Origin of the sequence: Luethyella okanaganae, assembly GCF_042660285.1 — a bacterium.
In the GTDB taxonomy this organism is placed as follows: domain Bacteria; phylum Actinomycetota; class Actinomycetes; order Actinomycetales; family Microbacteriaceae; genus Luethyella; species Luethyella okanaganae.
In genome coordinates, this window is record NZ_JBHSTP010000003.1 from 267,228 (window position 1) to 284,683 (window position 17,456).

Sequence of the window (17,456 nt, forward strand, 5' to 3'; positions counted from 1 at the left end):
CGCCTCGTCCGTGTCATCCGTTGTCCAGGATCGACGGCGCGATGCTCAGGAACGGCCCAGCGGAGTTCTACAGGCTCGGTGGGCGGAGTCAGCCAGGTCGATGAGCGTCAGGCGGGGGCGCTGGGTAGAGTCGGACGTGGGCGAGGAGCGGTGTCCGCTCGACGACGGACGCGGGGTTGGCGGTCACCGTCTACGGGAGTCAACAGCGACGCGCACATCGTGAGAGGTCCAGGCGTAGACGTGCCCCCTGTCGCTGACAGTGCCCCATCGCTCGCAGCCGATCGCGTGACCGGGAAGGTGCTCCGGCCACCACGAGTCGCGCAGGTGCGGCACCCGGACGACCTCCTTCGTCGTGCATTCGGAGTTGTCGATGCCGGCCGAATCGAACATCATGATTGCGCCCGAGCCGTCGGTGCGCACCTTGATCCGGATGTTCTCGGCGTCATCAGGCAGCCAGGAAGGGAGCTCGACGCCCGTTGCATTTTTCTCGGCGTCGGCGAGGTCTCTGAAGATCGCCGCCTCGGCAGGGCGCGTCACGGCCGTGACGACCGAGAGAGTCGAGCAGCCGCTGAGCAGGCCGAAGCAGGCGACGGCGGTCGTGCCTGCGAGAGCGGTCCTGCTGAGCACACGGCGAGGGGGCGAGGGCGCGGGTGGAGCTGGCATGGAATCTCCTGGACGGATGGACGGTGATATCCAGTCAACGGCCTGGATACCACGGCGGCGTCAGCCCCTGGTGCGAACATCCTCCTCCGTGAGGATGATCTTCGCCGTCACGGCTCGGGTCGCCAGCGTGCCTTCGCATAGTCGACCCGATAGCCGGCGTCCGTCGTCGTCGTGACGGTCGGCGTGCCCTCGTCGCGGTAGTACTCGAGCGCGCGTGTTTCGTGGTGCACGGGCGGGTGACCCCCCGAGCGGATGACGCGCCACCAAGGGACACCCTCGCCGTAGTAGGCCATCACCTGTCCGACCACCCGCGCAGCGCGCGAACCGAGCTCGGCGGCGATGTCGCCGTAGGTCATGACCCGACCAGGCGGGATCGCCTCGACGACCTCGAGCACGTGCGAGACGAAGCCGCTCTCCGCGGGAAGGCGCATGCTGGCAGCCGCCGAGTTCAGAGTTGCAGTGCGCCGATGACGTCACCGTATTGCGTCTGGCCGACGTCGACGAAGCCGATGCGGTGGAAGAAGGCCTCTGGTCCGGCCTCACCCGGCTCCCACATGACGGTGATGCGGTCGACGCCGCGCTTGCGCGCCTCCTCGGCGAGGGCGGTCGCCGCGAAGCGGCCGACGCCCTTGCCCTGGGCATCCGCGTCGACGTTGATGCGCCAGATGCAGGCCCGGAACTCCTCATGCTCGTTCTCGGGGTCGAAGTTGCCGTGGATGAAGCCGACGACCTTGTCGTCGAAACGCACGACTCGCTGCCAGGCCGCGGCCGGGTCGATGACCGAGGTCTCGGCAGAGTAAGACACGGGGGTGACGAACTGCTCTTGCCCCGGTTTCAGGCTCAAGCTGTTCGCCGCAACGATATTGCTCGCTGACAGTTCTTCCAGGCTCAACGTAGGCATAGTGCAAGGCTAACCTGCCGAACGCGGAACGAGGTACCCGGTGTTCGGGGGACGGTTGCGGAGGAGGCGGTAGCCCAACTGTCTCGATGTCAAGAGAAGTTGTCCGACTCGGGTAGGCTTGTCTGGGCCGCACGGCCCCACACCCTTGCGAGGAGACCCCCATTGTCAAAGATCAAGGTTGAAGGCACCGTCGTCGAGCTCGACGGCGACGAGATGACCCGCATCATCTGGCAGGCCATCAAAGACACCCTCATCCACCCGTACCTCGACGTGAACCTCGAGTACTACGACCTCGGCATCCAGAAGCGTGACGAGACGGACGACCAGGTCACGATCGACGCGGCGCACGCGATCCAGAAGCACGGCGTCGGCGTCAAGTGTGCGACCATCACGCCCGACGAGGCCCGGGTGGAGGAGTTCGGCCTCAAGAAGATGTGGAAGTCGCCGAACGGTACGATCCGCAACATCCTCGGCGGCGTCATCTTCCGCGAGCCGATCATCATCTCGAACATCCCACGCCTCGTCCCCGGCTGGAACAAGCCGATCATCATCGGCCGTCACGCGTTCGGCGACCAGTACCGCGCCACCGACTTCCTGTTCAAGGGCAAGGGCACGCTAACAGTCGAGTTCACCCCCGAAGACGGCTCGGCGCCACTGAAGTTCGAGGTCTACCAGGCCCCGGGCGACGGCATCGCCCAGGTGCAGTACAACCTCGACGCGTCCATTCGCGACTTCGCCCGTGCAAGCCTCAACTACGGTCTCGCCCGCAACTACCCGGTGTACCTCTCGACGAAGAACACGATCCTCAAGGCCTACGACGGACGGTTCAAGGACATCTTCCAGGAGGTCTTCGATGCCGAGTTCAAGGCAGCCTTCGACGAGAAGGGTCTGAGCTACGAGCACCGCCTCATCGACGACATGGTCGCATCGGCCATGAAGTGGGAGGGCGGCTATGTCTGGGCTTGCAAGAACTACGACGGCGACGTGCAGTCCGACACGGTCGCGCAGGGCTTCGGATCTCTCGGTCTCATGACGAGCGTCTTGGCCACGCCGGACGGCAAGATCGTCGAGGCCGAGGCGGCGCATGGCACGGTCACGCGCCACTACCGTCAGCACCAGCAGGGCAAGCCGACCTCGACCAACCCGATCGCCTCCATCTTCGCGTGGACCCGCGGCCTGCAGCACCGCGGAAAGCTCGACGGCAACCAGGCGCTCATCGAGTTCGCCGACACCCTCGAGGATGTCGTCATCACGACCGTCGAGAGCGGCAAGATGACCAAGGATCTCGCCCTCCTGGTCGGCCCGGAGCAGGGCTACCAGACCACCGAGGAGTTTCTGGCGACCCTCGCGGACAATCTCAAGGCGCGCCTGGCATAGGGGCTTCGCGCCGGAAATGCCCTGAGGTGTCGTGTCTGAGGCGGACCCCGAGAGCTGGCTTCCTCCTCGAACGTTCGGTTTTCGATGTCACAGTCCCAGGCTCATACCGTCATTCTTGATGAGGAGTTTCTGCGTCGGCCGTTCTGCGTCGGTTTGGGCAGTTGATCGACGAGGGCTTGAACGCGTGAGCGTGGTATTGACCTACGCGGCGTGGAGGTTCATGCGTTCGCTTCGACGTGATGGGCTCACCGAGCCGAGACCGACCACGGTGAATCGGAGCTTCTCGCATGAGTAGAAGCTCGCCGTCGTCGGGCGTTTGTCGTCGATCGACTTCGGTCGTCGATCTGGCGACGTGTGTTGCGCCAGTTCGAGACGCGCGCCTGACCGATCGTGCTCGTCATCCCGTCGACGTAGAAGTCGATCGAGAAGAGGAACCGATCGGTTGAGTGCAGTTCGCGTCGCGTCGGGCCTCTCGCAGCACCGCCCGGAGTGAGGTAGTCATCGGCAGGCTGGCGGCGCGGATGACACTTCGCGAGACTAGGCTCATGGCTTGGTCGCTGAGGAACATCCGCCGCTACCCCGTCGTTGCCGCCACGGTTCTCGTGGGGGTGATCGGCCTTCTGCTCTGGGCGGGGGGCTGGGCGGCCGGGGTGCAGTGGTTGTTCAGCGGTTTCGCGCTCGTCGTCGCGGCGGTGCAGGCGGTCGGCATGGTCAAGGACATCATGCGCGGGCACTGGGGTCTCGACATTCTGGCCGTGACTGCGATCGTGGCGACCGTGCTCGTCGGCGAGTATGTGGCCGGACTCGTCATCGTGCTCATGCTGTCCGGCGGCGAGGCACTCGAGGACTACGCCAACCGGCGGGCGAAGCGGGAGCTCGACGCATTGCTGACCCGTTCACCGCAGCGCGCGCACCGGGTGGACGGCGACCGCATCGTCGAGGTCGATGTCGCAATGGTCGCGGTCGGCGACGTGCTGCTCGTGCGCCCCTCTGAGATCGTTCCCGTCGACGGTGAACTGGTGTCTGCCGAGACCGCACTCGACGAGTCGTCGATCACCGGCGAGAGCGTTCCCGTCGAGAAGATCGCGGGAGACGAGGTGATGAGCGGTTCGGTCAACGGACAGCTCGCCGTCGAGATCCGCGCGACCGCGACGGCCGAGGCGAGCCAGTACCAGCGGATCGTCGTGCTCGTGCGCCAGGCCGCCGAGAGTAAAGCTCCGGTCGTGCGGCTTGCCGATCGCTACGCGGTGCCGTTCACGCTCTTCTCCCTCGCTCTCGCGGGCCTCGCCTGGTTGCTGTCGGGGGATCCTGTGCGATTCGCCGAGGTGCTCGTGCTCGCGACGCCGTGTCCTCTGCTCATCGCGGCTCCCGTCGCCTTCATCGGAGGCATGAGCCGTGCCGCCAGGAACGGCGTCGTCGTCAAGGGCGGAGGCGTGCTGGAACAGCTCGCCCGGGCGAGGACCGTCGTGTTCGACAAGACAGGCACCCTCACCAAGGGATCGCCGACGCTTGTCGAAGTTCGCACAGAACCGGGTTTCGACGAGAACGAGCTGCTCGGCATGGTCGCCTCCGCCGAGCAGTACTCCTCACACGTGCTCGCCACCTCGCTCATCGCCGCGGCGCACGAGCGAGGAATTCTGCTTTCCGAGGCCGGGTGGGCACGCGAATCGGCGACCAACGGCGTCGTCGCGAGGATCGGCGGACGCGAGGTGGTCGTCGGCAAGTTCGCGTTCGTGGCCCAGCACGCGCCGAACGCCGCGAGGACCGGTATCGAGAGCGGGCAGCTCGCCATCTACGTCGCCGTCGACGGCCGCTTCGCCGGGGCGCTTCTCGCGAGCGACCGTGTGCGCGACAACGCGGCGTCGACGATCGACCGTCTTGGTGCCCTGGGCGTGCGGAACACCATGATGCTCACGGGCGATGCCCAGGCCACGGCGGACCACATCGCGACCGAACTCGGCATCACCCGAGTGCGTGCCGAGTGTCTCCCCGCCGACAAGGTCGCCGAGATCGCCGCGATCGGGGAGCGACCCGTCATCATGGTCGGCGACGGTGTCAACGATGCGCCCGTGCTCGCGGCCGCAGATGTCGGCATCGCGATGGGGGCGAAGGGGTCGACGGCGGCGAGCGAGTCGGCCGACGCCGTGATCATGCTCGACGACATCTCGCGCACGGTCCGCGCGGTGTCCATCGGGCAGGACACCATGCGCATCGCCCTGCAGAGCATCTGGCTCGGCATCGTGCTCAGTGTCGCCCTCATGATCGTGGCCGCGTTCGGCCTCATTCCGGCGACGGCAGGCGCAGCCATCCAGGAGCTCGTTGATCTCGCGACCATCCTCAACGCGCTCCGTGCCATCGGCCAGCGCCGGGACATCGCCAGGTTCACACGGGTGGACCGCCCCGAAGCGGTGACTGCCGCGGTTGGCTGAGTTCCGGTGACATCCGTGTCTCACCGCGGTCGGTGGATGTGAAGGTGAGCTTCGCGCGATCCGAGACCGTCGCCTCCGCGACGAGCCGGGTGCCTGCTCTGGTTCGTGAACGGGAAAGCCGGGTGGCAGACTTGCGTGAAATTTGTTCGTAAGATTCACTAACAAACATGACCGCATCGCAGCTCAGTCATGGGCGAATCCTCCGCCCCACCGACAAGGTGCTGCCCGAGTACGCGCGTGGCCACAATCGCTCCCTCGTCCTGCAGACGCTCTATCGCCAGGGAGGGCAGAGCCGCGCCGACATCGCCCGTGAGACGGGGCTGACCCGGGTCACCATCTCCGACCTCGTCGCCCAGTTCATCGCCGAGGGGCTCATCGTCGAACTCGGTCAACGTGAGGACGCCCGCCCCGGCAAGCCGGCGACCATCATCGACATCGACCGCACCGCGTTCCAGATCATCGGGCTCGACCTCTCAGACGCGGTGGTGCTGCGCGGGGCCGTGCTCGACCTCGATGGGGGGATCCTCTCCCGCTCGGAGGTTTCGCTCGCCGGCAGCACGGGAGAAACCGCCGTCGCCCTCGTCACGGCCCTGGCCGATGAGCTCGTCAATCAGGCGACTGCCCCCATCCTCGGCATGGGAGTCGGCTCCCCCGGCATCGTCGACCTCTCCGGAGTCGTGCTGACCGCTCCCAACCTCGGCTGGAGCGGCGTGGAACTGCAGCGCATCCTGCAAGAACGCCTGTCGGTCCCGGTTCTCGTCGCGAACGACGCGAATGCTGCGGCGCTGGCGGAACACAGCTTCGGCGGCGCGGACGGCGACTTCATCCTCGTCAAGGTGGGCCACGGGGTCGGCGCCGGTCTCGTGCTCGGCGGCCGCCTCCAATTCGGCGGGAACTTCGCCGCAGGCGAGATCGGTCACGTCGTGGTCGGCACGGACGGCGGTCCATTGTGCGCGTGCGGCAAGGCCGGATGTCTCGAGGCCTGGCTCGCTGTACCGCGCCTCACCGCCCGGCTCGAGCAGGTCGACGCGAGCTTTGCGGACCCGGACCGGGCACTCGAGCAGCACGACCTCATACTTGGCGAGGTGGGCCGCCGCCTCGGCATTATCCTGGCCCCCGTGGTCGGCGCCCTCGACCTCGCGGAGATCGTGTTGAGCGGCCCGGCAGAGTTGCTCGACGGTCCGCTTGCCGCGGCTACCATCGAGACACTCCACCAGCGGACGATGGCCGAGTTCACCGGTGATCTGACGCTCCGAATGACCTTGCAAGGGCCGGACATCGTTCTGCGCGGTGCGGCCGTCATGGTCCTCTTCGGACAGCTGGGGGTGTCATAGACGACCCCATCCACCGGCTGCGTTCGAACCGGCGATGCCCTGGATGATCACCCGATCACATCCGAAGCACCACACTCGACCAAAAGCACCATACTCGACCAAAAGAAGGAATTCGCGATGAAGAGAACGCTCATCATCCAGGGGTGCATGACGAGAGGGCTCGTCAGTGGGGCGGTCAAGGGATGACGCTCGAAGGCTCCGCCCTGAGTCCTGCGGCCGAGTTGCGACGCACGATCGCGACGACGCTGCTGCCCGGGTTCTTTGGCACCACCCTTCCTGACTGGCTGGCTGAGCGCCTGCGCAACGGTCTCGGCGGTGTCTGCGTCTTCGGCCAGAACATCGTGTCGATCGCGCAGCTACGCGAGCTCACCGATGCGATCCGGTCCGCCAACCCGCGCGCGGTCGTCGCCATCGACGAAGAGGGCGGGGATGTCACGAGGCTCTACTACGACAGCGGTTCGCTGTATCCCGGCGCCGCCGTGCTCGGGCGGTCGGACGATCTCGCGTACACCGAGCACATCGGCCGCCTCGTCGGCTGGGAGCTGCGCCGCGCCGGCTGCACCCTCAACTTCGCCCCGGATGCGGACATCAACTCGAACCAGGACAACCCGGTGATCGGCGTGCGCAGTTTCGGCTCGGACCCCGCGCTCGTCGCCGCTCATGCTGCGGCCTGGACCCGCGGCCACCAGTCGACCGGTGTCGCTGTCAGCGCGAAGCACTTTCCCGGGCACGGTGACACCGCGCAGGACTCCCACCTCGATCTGCCGGTCGTCGACATCGACCTCGCGCAGCTGTGGGATCGCGAACTCGTGCCGTTCCGCGCTGCCATCGCGGCCGGGGCCCGCTCGATCATGACCTCGCACATCCTGATTCCCCGGCTCGACCCGAACCAGCCCGCGACCCTGTCGCGACGCATCCTGCAGGGACTCCTGCGCGAGGAGCTGCGGTTCGACGGCGTCATCGTGAGCGACGCGCTCGATATGAGGGGGGCGAGCGGCATCCACGGCATCCCCGAAGCCGCCGTGCGCGCGCTCGACGCCGGTTGCGACCTGTTGTGCATCGGAACCGAGAACACCGACGAGCAGTTGGGGCGGATCGAGCAGTGCATCCTCGACGCCGTCGTCTCCGGACGACTCGACGAGGCTCGCGTTCGCGACGCCGCCGATCGGGTGCTGCGCCTCGCTGCCGACGCCGTCGCGGCGGAGGCGAGCATCCCAGTGCCGGACGCGGTCGACACCGTCGTGGACCCCGACCTCGGCGTCGACCGGGCAATCGCGACGTTCGACCTCTCACCGCGTGCGCGCCGCTGGCTCGACGAGCAACCGACGCCCGCGGCGGTCATCCGCATCGAGACCGTCGCGAACCTCGCCATCGGTGTCGCTCCGTGGGGTCCGTTCGCCGAGACCGCACAGGACCCCGCATCCGTCGCCGGCACGGCGTGGGAACCAGCCCGCATCGTCTCACTCTCGGCGTCTGACGTCGCGCCACCGCTGCTGTCCAGCGGCCCTGTTGTGATCGTCGGCAGGAACATCCACCGCTACGACTTCGCTCGCGGGGCGGTCGACCGCCTGCGAGCCGGAGATGCCGAGGTGCTCGTCGTCGACATGGGTTGGCCGTCGGACGACCGCGCCTATGCCGACATCGCGACGTTCGGTGCCTCGCGCCTCATCGGCCGGGCGCTCCTCGACCGTCTCGACCATCGGAGCATCCGGCCGTGAGGATCGGCGTCGACGTCGGTGGCATCGAGACCGCCGCGATCACGGTGCCTCCAAGACTGCTGGGGTGGGCAGGGTGCGGATGCCGACCGGGTTTCGGTGCTCGGGTCGTCGCCGATGCGCCCGAACGACGCATGTGCCGAGTGCCGGCCTCGGATGTCGCGAGGATCATGATCGCGGAAGGCGTGAGCGCCCTCGGCGATCCGCTGATTGGCGACGTACGCCGGGTGCTGGCAGACTGGGCGGCGGCGTCCTGGTTGCTCGCCTTGCTCGATCCTGTCGGGCGGACGCAGATCGCTCCCATCGGCTTTCCAGTGGCCGCCGCCCTCAGAGGAGTTGAACAGTGGCAGAGATCGTCATCGTCGAAAACGCGGACGCAGCCGGCGAGCTGGTGTCCGATGCGATCCTGAGTCTCGTGACGCGCAAGCCCGACGCCGTGCTCGGGCTTGCGACCGGATCCACTCCACTGCCGAGCTACCGCGCTCTCGCCGCGAAGGTCGAGAGCCGCGCCGTCGACGTCACGCGCATCCGTGGCTTCGCGCTCGACGAATACGTGGGTCTGCCGGTCGAGCACCCCGAGAGCTACCGTTCGGTCATCACCAAGGAGGTCGTCGAGCCCGTTGGGCTGACTCCTGAACTCGTGCAGGTTCCCAACGGCGACCTGGCCACCATCCAGACCGCCGGCGACGACTACGAGGCTGCCATCGTCGAGGCCGGTGGGATCGACCTGCAGATCCTTGGAATCGGCCGCACGGGCCACGTCGGCTTCAACGAGCCGGGATCGTCGCTGGCCTCTCTCACCCGCACGAAGACGCTGACCGAGCAGACCCGTCGCGACAACGCGCGCTTCTTCGACTCGATCGACGAGGTGCCGGTGTATTGCATCACGCAGGGCCTCGGCACGATCCTGCGCGCCAGACACCTGGTGCTGCTCGCCTTCGGAGAGGCCAAGGCGGATGTGATCGCTGCCGCCGTCGAAGGCCCCGTTACCGCGAGCCAGCCGGGGTCGATCATCCAGTTGCACCCGCACACCACGGTGATCGTCGACGAGGGGGCCGCGAGCAAGCTCGTGAACATCGACTACTACCGGCACGTCTGGGCCAACCGCTTCGACTGGGAACAGCTCTAACGGCTCTCAGAACCGCGAAGCTGCTCCTGGCCACCATCGAGTCGCGACTCTACGCCGAAGCCGGCGTGCGGGGCCCGCTCGTGCGGTGCGTGATCCCGGCCGTCTGCATATGCTCGACCGACTCCACTTTTTGCGCCACGCGCGGGCGAACACGGGGGCGAGTCCGCCATGATCGTCGGGGCGGTACGTTCTTGCGCCACGCGCGGGCCGACAGGGGTCACCGAGTGGAGGCCGTCGGTGAGCCGTGTCGGCGCGCCCTCATGGACTCGTCGTGCGTTCCGCGTTGACGAGGAGCATCGATATGAACTCTCTCAGCCGCCGAGAGACATCCTCGCGTGATACGTGTTCCGGAAAGGCGACCGCCTGCAACGTGAGGCCGTCGAGGAATGTGTGGAGCTTGTCCACGGCGAGTTCATCGATGGGGTTGCTGAACTCGTCGGTCGCTTGCTGCGGAATGGCGAGGTCACGCGCGCTTGCCCACGCAATGCGACAGACGTGTCGCTCCCCGAACCAGCCAGCAGTCTTCAAGCCTGCAAGCTGCGGGTCGAGGCGTGCTTGCGATAGACCTTCGAGCCAGACGATCACCTCGATCCGGCGGTCTTCATCGAGCGGAAGCATCTCCTCCAGAAGTCGTTGGCTCAGCTCCCGGCCAGTATCGCCCTCGGCCATGTGTCCGCGCAGTCGCTCGACCACGCGCTGGGTCATCATCTCGGCGGCGAAACGCAGCAGTCCCGCCTGGTCAGAGAAGTAGTGGCGAAGCGCGCCGGGTGACACGCCAGCCTCGGCTGCAACGGCGCGTACCGTCGCGCTGCTCATTCCCCCGCGCCCGATGACACGCCAGACTGCGGCGGCGAGTTCTGCGCGGTGGGCCTCATGGTCGACAACCTTCGGCATGTCTCTTTTATAGCACGCTTGTGTTGCATACGCGCCGCTGTTACGGTACAAGTGTGTTGAAAAGGAGGATACGTGGTGACGATCCCGGAGGGGGGCGTGATCGTCGCTCTGGCGCTTGCCGACAGCACCAGCATCGGAACCTTGGTCATCCCCGTGTGGCTCATGATCGGCTCCCGAGCCGTGCCGCGACGCATCGCGCTCTACCTCGTGGTCCTCGCCGGCTTCTACTGGGGTGCAGGTCTCATCCTTCTGGTGTCCGTGAACCAGGTCGTGCCGTTCGTCGCGCAGATGAGCGCCGGCCGTGCCTGGGGGTGGTCTCAGTTGGTGATCGGTGCGGTGGTCGTCGCACTCGGTGTGATGGTCGACCGCAGGAGCTCGTCATCTGCTCGCCCTTCTCCGCGGCTTCAGCGATGGAGGTCTCGTGCGCTCCGTCCGGTAGAGGCACGCGGGGTCATAGCATTTGCCCTGGCCGCAGGGGTGCTGGAGCTGGCTGGCATGCTGCCTTTCTTCGTGGCGATAGGAATGCTGGCGAGGTCCGGCCTGGCACCGATGCACGCCTCGGCGGTACTCGCGATCTATGTCGTCATCATGATGCTTCCCGCCGTCGTGCTTCTGACGATCCGGACTTTCGCCGGAGGCCGGGTCTCACCTCTGTTCGAGCTCCTCGAACGATGGCTGGAGCGGCACGCCGATGTCGTAATCGGAACCGTTCTCATGGCCGTTGGCGGGTTACTCGCCGCAGACGCCGCTATTCGCCTCGATCTTCTACCCCAATGACTTCTACCCCCAATGACAGCAGCCGAGCAGATGACAACAGCCAAGAGGAGTAAGTCACGATGAAACCAAAAGCCATACTCGGATCGGTCTCGATCGCAGCCGGGACCGTTCTCGCAATCTTCTTCTGGAATCTCCACGTCCTCTGGTTCCAGGGCGGACCTATCGGCCTTGCGTTGATCGCGCTTGGCGGTCTAGAGCTCTGGGATTCGCGGCGAAGCACAGCGGGTCGTCATGCGCCGGGGATTCTTCAAGAGCTTCGTGACGAGATCCTTGGACCTCCTCGCGAAACCACACCACGCGAGGACTCGCCTGCCCAGGATTCAACGCTCGAGAAAACTCGGAGCGGCGATGAACCCACTGATCGCCCATGACCCCTGCGACGATGCCGATATCGCGTTCTGAATGATCGGCACCAACGTTGGAGGCTAGGACTGCCCTGAGCTGATCCTCGGGCATAGGCACGAGCGAGTTCCGTCCGGACGCTGGGCTAGCCACTACACGCCGACGCTCAGCTCGGTTCTCAACAGCACGCCCGCCATTTGCTGAGCGCGAAGACATCCTGCCTCCTTGGCGAGCCTCTCGAGAGTCCAATGTTCATCGGTTCGCAAATGCAGCATCCTCACGACCGAGTGCACCGCACCCGGAGTCGGCAGCTGTTCTCTATTTCAGGATTGCGTGCGTTGCCGATGTTCGGCTTCCTTGTGGGGGCGTCGTCGGTGCGGTTGATACTTAGTTTTCTGCCAGCCACGATCGAAGAGTGAATGCGCCGTAGTTCACGGAGTACCGAGTGCGATCAGGGTTCCCGTTGTTCCAGTGGTAGATGGCCACCGTCACTTGTCCATTCGATATCTCTGTACTCTCGGTCGGGAAGTTCTGCTCCGCAGTCTGCCCACCGCTGAGCTTCGTGAGCTTGTTCTCTCCGAAGGGGGTGGTGACTCGTATGTCAGCGTTCGACGCAGCGCTGTTCAAGACGGTCACGAGGAGTGAGATCCTTTCACCGTCGCGCCGCGCTTGAACGGTCACGGGACCAGAGGTCCAAAGAGCGCCCTCTTGAGCTCCTGACAGGGCCAAGCCGAAGAAGATCCGGGGTGCACCGTCGAGGAGCAGGGTGGCCGTGCGATTCGTCACGGTCAGCGCAGTGCTCCGACCGATCGAGTCGAGCTGGGTGACGGATTCCGCCGCGGTGCTTACCGTCAAGTTCGTCTTTGTCGGCCACGGATCGACCCACACCTCCGGCGCGGCGAAGTGAGGATCGTCCGCAGCATGATCAGGGTTCAAAATGTAGCCATCTGCCCTGCTCCAGAGAACTGCGGCCTCCCCATCGGGGGTATCAAAGAGAAGACCTCTTAGATTCTGGTCGTCGAATGCCAGCCATCCTATAAAGGTCGCCTGGTCGAAGATACGCGCTGCTGTGGCGTAAGCGAGCAATGATGGCTTCGCACTGACGTCTCGGTTCATGAGGCCGTAGTGGTATTCGCCGTCCTCGGCATTGGCAACTTGAGGTTGCCCGAGAACACTGTCGTGGAACTGGTACCAGCAAACGCATCGGATGCCTTCGGCCTTCGCTAGCGCCAAGGTGAGCAGGACGTTCTCGGCGGCATGACGGTAGGTGTCGTTCCACCATCCATTGGGGCGGGTGCACGCATAGGCTTCGGTGAGCCATATCTCCTTCTCGCCGTACTCGGCCATCAGCTCTTTCAGCTGAAGGAGTCCGCCGTAGAAGTTCCAATAGCGGCCGTTGCTCGTGGCTTCCCAGTTCTCGTCTGTAGGGATGTAATCGGGGGTGAAGTTGCCACGGCCGGGGTGGTAGGCGAAGCCGTCGATGAGATCCCAGCCGCCTGCAGCATAGAAGTTCTCGACCCAGGGCTTATCCATCCCTGCGAGCCCGTTGTTGAGGATCTTGGGCGGATTGGCGAGCGTCGCGGCCTGGACGACGACGGGCTGGAGTGCCTTGTCGATGTAGGCCTGGGCAGCGACTCCCGTGTTGAATGGCCGGTTCAGCTCGTTACCGACCTCGAAATAGGAGGCACCGGCCGAGACCGCTGTCGCCAGCTTCGCGGCGGCCCACTGCGCGGCGACTGCGTCACTCGCCTCGAGTGAAGGCTGGAGCTCGACGTTGTGAAACATCCCGCGCTCGTCGAACGCCGACGGAGGAAGCCCCGGGCCACCCTCATAAGAGATGCGGACCCAGTTGATGCCCACCTTCTGCCAGAGATCCAGCAAGGCCGTCGCCGACGGCACCTGAAGCCAGGGGTAATTGGCGATGCCGAACATGCTCGCCTCGCCGGCAAGATATTGTCGCGACGGGAGAACGGTCAAGGTCGTGCGCGCGAACGCCACGTCGGCGTCAGAGGCTGCGGAGATCTCTGCCAGCGCAATCCCCTGGGCGGGAGCGGACACGCTGAATGTGTGCTGCCAGGTGGATGTCGCGGCCACATTCGTCACAACCGCCTCTGTGGCGAGAATAGTGCCATCGTAGTCGCGCACCCACCATGACAACTTGACGTCGCGCGCAGCCTCGCAACCGTTGGCGACCAGCGCCGTCACCGACATCGTCTCGCCCGCAGTCTCCCAGATGTTGAACGCTTTGTCTGTCCAGATCTCCACGCCGAGCTGCCGGCTCGTGCCCATCACCGCGGTGGCGGAGGGGCGGGTGTCGCTGAAGAAGAAGTCGGCTTGGCTGACGTAGCTGCCGTCGGCCTGCAAAACACCGGGAGAATGTATCCAGGTGGAGTTCGTCCAGGCCTGTTTTGACCTCTCCAGAAGGAACATTCCGTGTTGTGCGTTCCAGGTAGAGACGTGCGCGATACCCGAGGTCTCCTCGAACGGGATTCCGCCACCGTCATCGCGTACCCAATCGGTGATCGGCACGAATCGGTCCGCTTCGCTCGCGGAGAGGATTGCGCGACTGAACAGAAAGCCGTCAGGGATGAGCGTCGAGGGACCTGAGATATGCCATTCGAGGTGAGCGTGGTTGGTCGAGACCGAGAATAGGCCATAGACGGCGACGGCGCCGGCTGCCGTGGGCATCGTGTAGTCCATGCGGATTCCCGGCGTACCATCGGTGAGCGTGACGAGCGAGGGCGTACCGCCGGTGGAGAGCTGTATGCCGGTTGAGCTGTCCTTGATCTGAAACTTTGATCCTTGGGAGCGAATCACGGAAGAGCCGTCGCGGATTGCGATCCTGCCTCCCACACTCGCCAGGATGCTGATCCCTCCGGCGCTCAGCGTCACATCGCCCGCCGCGGCGGAGGCGTGGATGGGGCTCGGCTCGGCGACGAGCAACACCCCCGCTGCGAAGGTGGCACCAAGGAAACCTCGGCGGGAGATGCCGGATCGTTTGGTCGACGTCATTGTCTCTCCTGCCGCAGAGTCGATGTGAATCGACTGCTTTATTTTGATAATACCTATTATCAATGTGTCTGGATATATCATGCGGACTTCACATGGTCGATGTCAAGAGTGCTTGCGGAATTTGAAGATAGGTATTAGCGTCGGGTTCGCACCGTGCAAATAGGCATTATCAGTTCGTGATTGGAAGTCGCATGTCACCGAAGACGCGCAACGTCACCCAGAAAGAGATCGCCCGCCTGGCGGGCGTCAGTCAGACCACCGTCTCGATGGTGCTGAACGATCGTGACGGCTCGAACGTGCGGATTCCCGCCGCCACCCGCGAGCGTGTCAAGCAGGCGATCGAGCAATCCACCTACGTGGCCGATCCCGCCGCCCGCCGCCTTGCAGGCCTCGACAACCGGATCATGGGCGTCTTCACATACGAGCCTGCGCTTTCACCGGAAAGCATGGACTTCTACGGCCCACTGTTGAACGGAATCGAGCGCGCCGCGGAGGAAGTCGGCTGCGATCTCCTCTTCTTCACCAGCTCACCGGTTGAAGACGGTCGTCGCACTCTCTTCCACCGCAAGACCCGCCTCCGGCTCGCTGACGGCTGCATCCTCCTCGGCCAGAACATGGACGGTGACGATCTCAAACGTCTGGTCGACGAGAGGTTCCCATTCGTTGCAGTAGGTCGCCGCGATGAGACCACCGCGCGTGTGCCCTATGTGGGGATCGACTACGTCTCGCTGACCGCCGAGCTGATCCGCCGTGCGAGCGAACTCGGACACCGCGAAGGCATCTACGTTCATCGCGACCGGAACAGCCCCACGGCTCGCGATCGCCGTGGGCAGATCGTCACCACGAACGAGTCCGGCGACATCCGCTTCACCCTGCTGGCGATCGAAGAGAACGACGTCTCCAGCGTCGTCGATACCTTGGCGTCGACCGGAGCGACAGTGGTCTTCGCCGAAGACACCTTTCTGGCCGAAGACGTGGCGCTCGCGTTCATCGCCGCCGGTATCGACGTTCCCCGCCGGGTGTCGCTCGCGTCCCTCGCAGAGGTCAGGGGACACCGCATTGCAGGCTGCGCGCTCACCGGTTTCCAGACTCCGCGTCAGCAGATCGCCGCCGAGGCCCTGAACCTGCTGCAGAGGCTCGTCATCACCCCAGCCGAACAGTGGTCCGACCTTGACACCCAACTCCTGCTTGACGGCAAGCTCGAGTTCGGCGAAACCCTCGTACCGCCGGACTCCGCTTCGTGAGCGGCCAGATCGAGCGCGCCATCACGGCCGACATCGCGATCATCGGCGGCGGGCTCGGCGGCGTGGCAGCCGCCCTGGCGGCGCTGAGACGCGGCCACCGCGTCACGCTGAGCGAGGAGTATTCGTGGCTCGGCGGTCAGCTCACCTCCCAGGCGGTGCCGCCTGACGAGCACATCTGGGTCGAGCAGTTCGGCATAACAGCAAGCTACAGGGCGCTTCGCGAAGGCATCCGTCAGTACTACCGCGACTTCTATCCGCTGACGAATGCAGCCCGCAAGAACCCCCAACTGAACCCGGGCCTGGGCCGCGTGAGCCAACTCTGTCATGAGCCCACCGTCGCCGTCGCGGCGATCACCCAACTTCTGGCGCCCTACTGTTCGAGCGGACTGCTGACAGTCCTGCAACCCTACGTTCCGGTCACCGCCAAGGTCTCTGGAGACAACGTCGACTCGATCACGCTCCGGAATGTCCGGACCGGAAATGAGGTCGTGGTCAATGCTCCGTTAGTGCTCGACGCCACGGAGACGGGAGATCTACTCCCGCTGACCGGAACCGAGTACATCGTGGGCTCCGAGTCGCGGGGGCAGACCGGGGAACCCAGCGCGCCGGAGACGGCGGACCCCTCGAACGTGCAATCAATCGCCTGGTGCTTTGTGTTCGACCACGTCGATGGCGACCACACCATCGAGCGGCCAGACGACTACGAACACTGGCTCGAACTGGCACCGTCGTTCTGGGGTGGCCCGATGCTCTCGTTCACGGCACCGAACCCGCGCACACTCGAACCCGAGGAGCGCACGCTTCACGTGAACTCTTCGGTCGGTGACGACCATGCGGATGGCGACCCTCGCTTCGACCCGGGCGACCAGGACCTGTGGGAGTTCCGCCGCATAGTGGCGCGCCAGAACTTCCTTCCGGGCAGCTTCCCGAGTGACATCGTGCTCGCCAACTGGCCATCGCTCGACTATCTCGGGGGATCTGTCATCGACACCCCGGACCGCGACTTCCATCTAGCCCAGGCGAAAGCGCAGTCGCGGGCCTACTTCTATTGGTTACAGACCGAGGCCCCCCGGCCAGACGGAGGGCACGGTTGGCCCGGGCTCCGGCTCCGCGGCGATGTCGTCGGCACCGACGACGGCTTCGCGCAAGCTCCCTACATTCGTGAGTCAAGACGCATCGTCGCAGTCACAACCGTCGTGGAGCAAGACGTATCGGTCGTCGCCCGCGGCGACGCTGGACCTGCCCGCTTTCCAAACTCCGTTGGTGTGGGGATGTATCGCATCGATCTGCACCCCTCCACCGGCGGCGACAACTACCTCGACATCGAGTGTGCTCCGTTCGAGATCCCACTCGGCGCCCTCGTGCCGGTGCGCACGCGCAACCTGATCCCTGCCGCGAAGAACATCGGCACCACCCACATCACGAATGGCGCCTACCGGCTCCACCCCGTGGAGTGGAACATCGGCGAATCAGCCGGTGAACTCGCGAGCTACTGCCTCGAGCAGTCCATGACCCCGAGAGATGTCCTCTCGGACCCAGGACTGGTGCGCCAGTTCCAAACCCGCCTCGTCGAGGTCGGAGTTGAAATCCATTGGCCCGAGATCGTCGGCTACTAGAGAAAAGAAGACGCATGAACACA

Annotated in this window: 13 protein-coding genes; 8 read left to right on the forward strand and 5 right to left on the reverse strand. The window is 65.1% G+C overall.

The features are described 5' to 3' along the window. Positions 1-183: 183 nt before the first annotated feature. The 3 genes from ACFQB0_RS12650 to ACFQB0_RS12660 all read right to left on the reverse strand — a co-directional run bounded on the left by ACFQB0_RS12650 (position 184) and on the right by ACFQB0_RS12660 (position 1,564). Complete coding sequence (locus ACFQB0_RS12650) at positions 184-663, reverse strand: hypothetical protein (RefSeq protein ID WP_386732192.1); 480 nt, start codon at positions 661-663, stop codon at positions 184-186. Positions 664-770: 107 nt separating this feature from the next. Beyond that, positions 771-1,094: an MGMT family protein gene (locus tag ACFQB0_RS12655; protein ID WP_386732195.1), complete on the reverse strand. Its 324-nt coding sequence runs from the start codon at positions 1,092-1,094 to the stop codon at positions 771-773. Positions 1,095-1,111: 17 nt separating this feature from the next. Beyond that, positions 1,112-1,564: a GNAT family N-acetyltransferase gene (locus tag ACFQB0_RS12660; protein ID WP_386732197.1), complete on the reverse strand. Its 453-nt coding sequence runs from the start codon at positions 1,562-1,564 to the stop codon at positions 1,112-1,114. 162 nt (positions 1,565-1,726) lie between these two features. On the opposite strand from ACFQB0_RS12660, the gene ACFQB0_RS12665 reads away from it, so the two are divergent. The 5 genes from ACFQB0_RS12665 to ACFQB0_RS12685 all read left to right on the forward strand — a co-directional run bounded on the left by ACFQB0_RS12665 (position 1,727) and on the right by ACFQB0_RS12685 (position 9,548). Further along, positions 1,727-2,941: an NADP-dependent isocitrate dehydrogenase gene (locus ACFQB0_RS12665; RefSeq protein WP_386732199.1), complete on the forward strand. Its 1,215-nt coding sequence runs from the start codon at positions 1,727-1,729 to the stop codon at positions 2,939-2,941. 545 nt (positions 2,942-3,486) lie between these two features. Beyond that, a complete protein-coding gene (locus ACFQB0_RS12670) occupies positions 3,487-5,370 on the forward strand; it encodes a heavy metal translocating P-type ATPase (protein ID WP_386732202.1) in 1,884 nt (627 codons plus the stop codon). Between the two features lie 167 nt (positions 5,371-5,537). After that, the gene (locus ACFQB0_RS12675; RefSeq protein ID WP_386732204.1) at positions 5,538-6,704 is read left to right on the forward strand and encodes an ROK family transcriptional regulator; all 1,167 of its coding nucleotides are present in this window, start codon (positions 5,538-5,540) and stop codon (positions 6,702-6,704) included. A 182-nt stretch (positions 6,705-6,886) separates the two neighbouring features. Beyond that, entirely contained in the window at positions 6,887-8,422 is a 1,536-nt protein-coding gene (gene nagZ, locus ACFQB0_RS12680) for a beta-N-acetylhexosaminidase (RefSeq protein WP_386732207.1), read from the forward strand. A gap of 340 nt (positions 8,423-8,762) precedes the next feature. Further along, positions 8,763-9,548, forward strand: coding sequence for a glucosamine-6-phosphate deaminase (locus ACFQB0_RS12685; protein WP_386732210.1), 786 nt, complete (start codon positions 8,763-8,765; stop codon positions 9,546-9,548). A 258-nt stretch (positions 9,549-9,806) separates the two neighbouring features. On the opposite strand, the gene ACFQB0_RS12690 is transcribed toward ACFQB0_RS12685, so the two are convergent. Further along, positions 9,807-10,442 (reverse strand): TetR/AcrR family transcriptional regulator, encoded by a 636-nt coding sequence (locus tag ACFQB0_RS12690; RefSeq protein ID WP_386732213.1) that lies wholly within the window; start codon positions 10,440-10,442, stop codon positions 9,807-9,809. A 72-nt stretch (positions 10,443-10,514) separates the two neighbouring features. On the opposite strand from ACFQB0_RS12690, the gene ACFQB0_RS12695 reads away from it, so the two are divergent. Further along, positions 10,515-11,219 carry a GAP family protein gene (locus ACFQB0_RS12695; RefSeq protein WP_386732214.1) on the forward strand — a complete coding sequence of 235 codons (705 nt, stop codon included), beginning with the start codon at positions 10,515-10,517 and terminating at the stop codon, positions 11,217-11,219. 729 nt (positions 11,220-11,948) lie between these two features. Here ACFQB0_RS12695 and ACFQB0_RS12700 read toward each other — a convergent pair. Continuing rightward, complete coding sequence (locus tag ACFQB0_RS12700; RefSeq protein ID WP_386732217.1) at positions 11,949-14,573, reverse strand: hypothetical protein; 2,625 nt, start codon at positions 14,571-14,573, stop codon at positions 11,949-11,951. A gap of 191 nt (positions 14,574-14,764) precedes the next feature. Here ACFQB0_RS12700 and ACFQB0_RS12705 point away from each other — a divergent pair, with 191 nt between their 5' ends. Both ACFQB0_RS12705 and ACFQB0_RS12710 read left to right on the forward strand, forming a co-directional pair. Next, positions 14,765-15,817: a LacI family DNA-binding transcriptional regulator gene (locus ACFQB0_RS12705; RefSeq protein ID WP_386732220.1), complete on the forward strand. Its 1,053-nt coding sequence runs from the start codon at positions 14,765-14,767 to the stop codon at positions 15,815-15,817. Further along, entirely contained in the window at positions 15,814-17,433 is a 1,620-nt protein-coding gene (locus ACFQB0_RS12710; RefSeq protein WP_386732223.1) for an FAD-dependent oxidoreductase, read from the forward strand. The genes ACFQB0_RS12705 and ACFQB0_RS12710 overlap by 4 nt, the downstream gene beginning before the upstream one ends. The last annotated feature ends 23 nt before the right edge of the window (positions 17,434-17,456 follow it).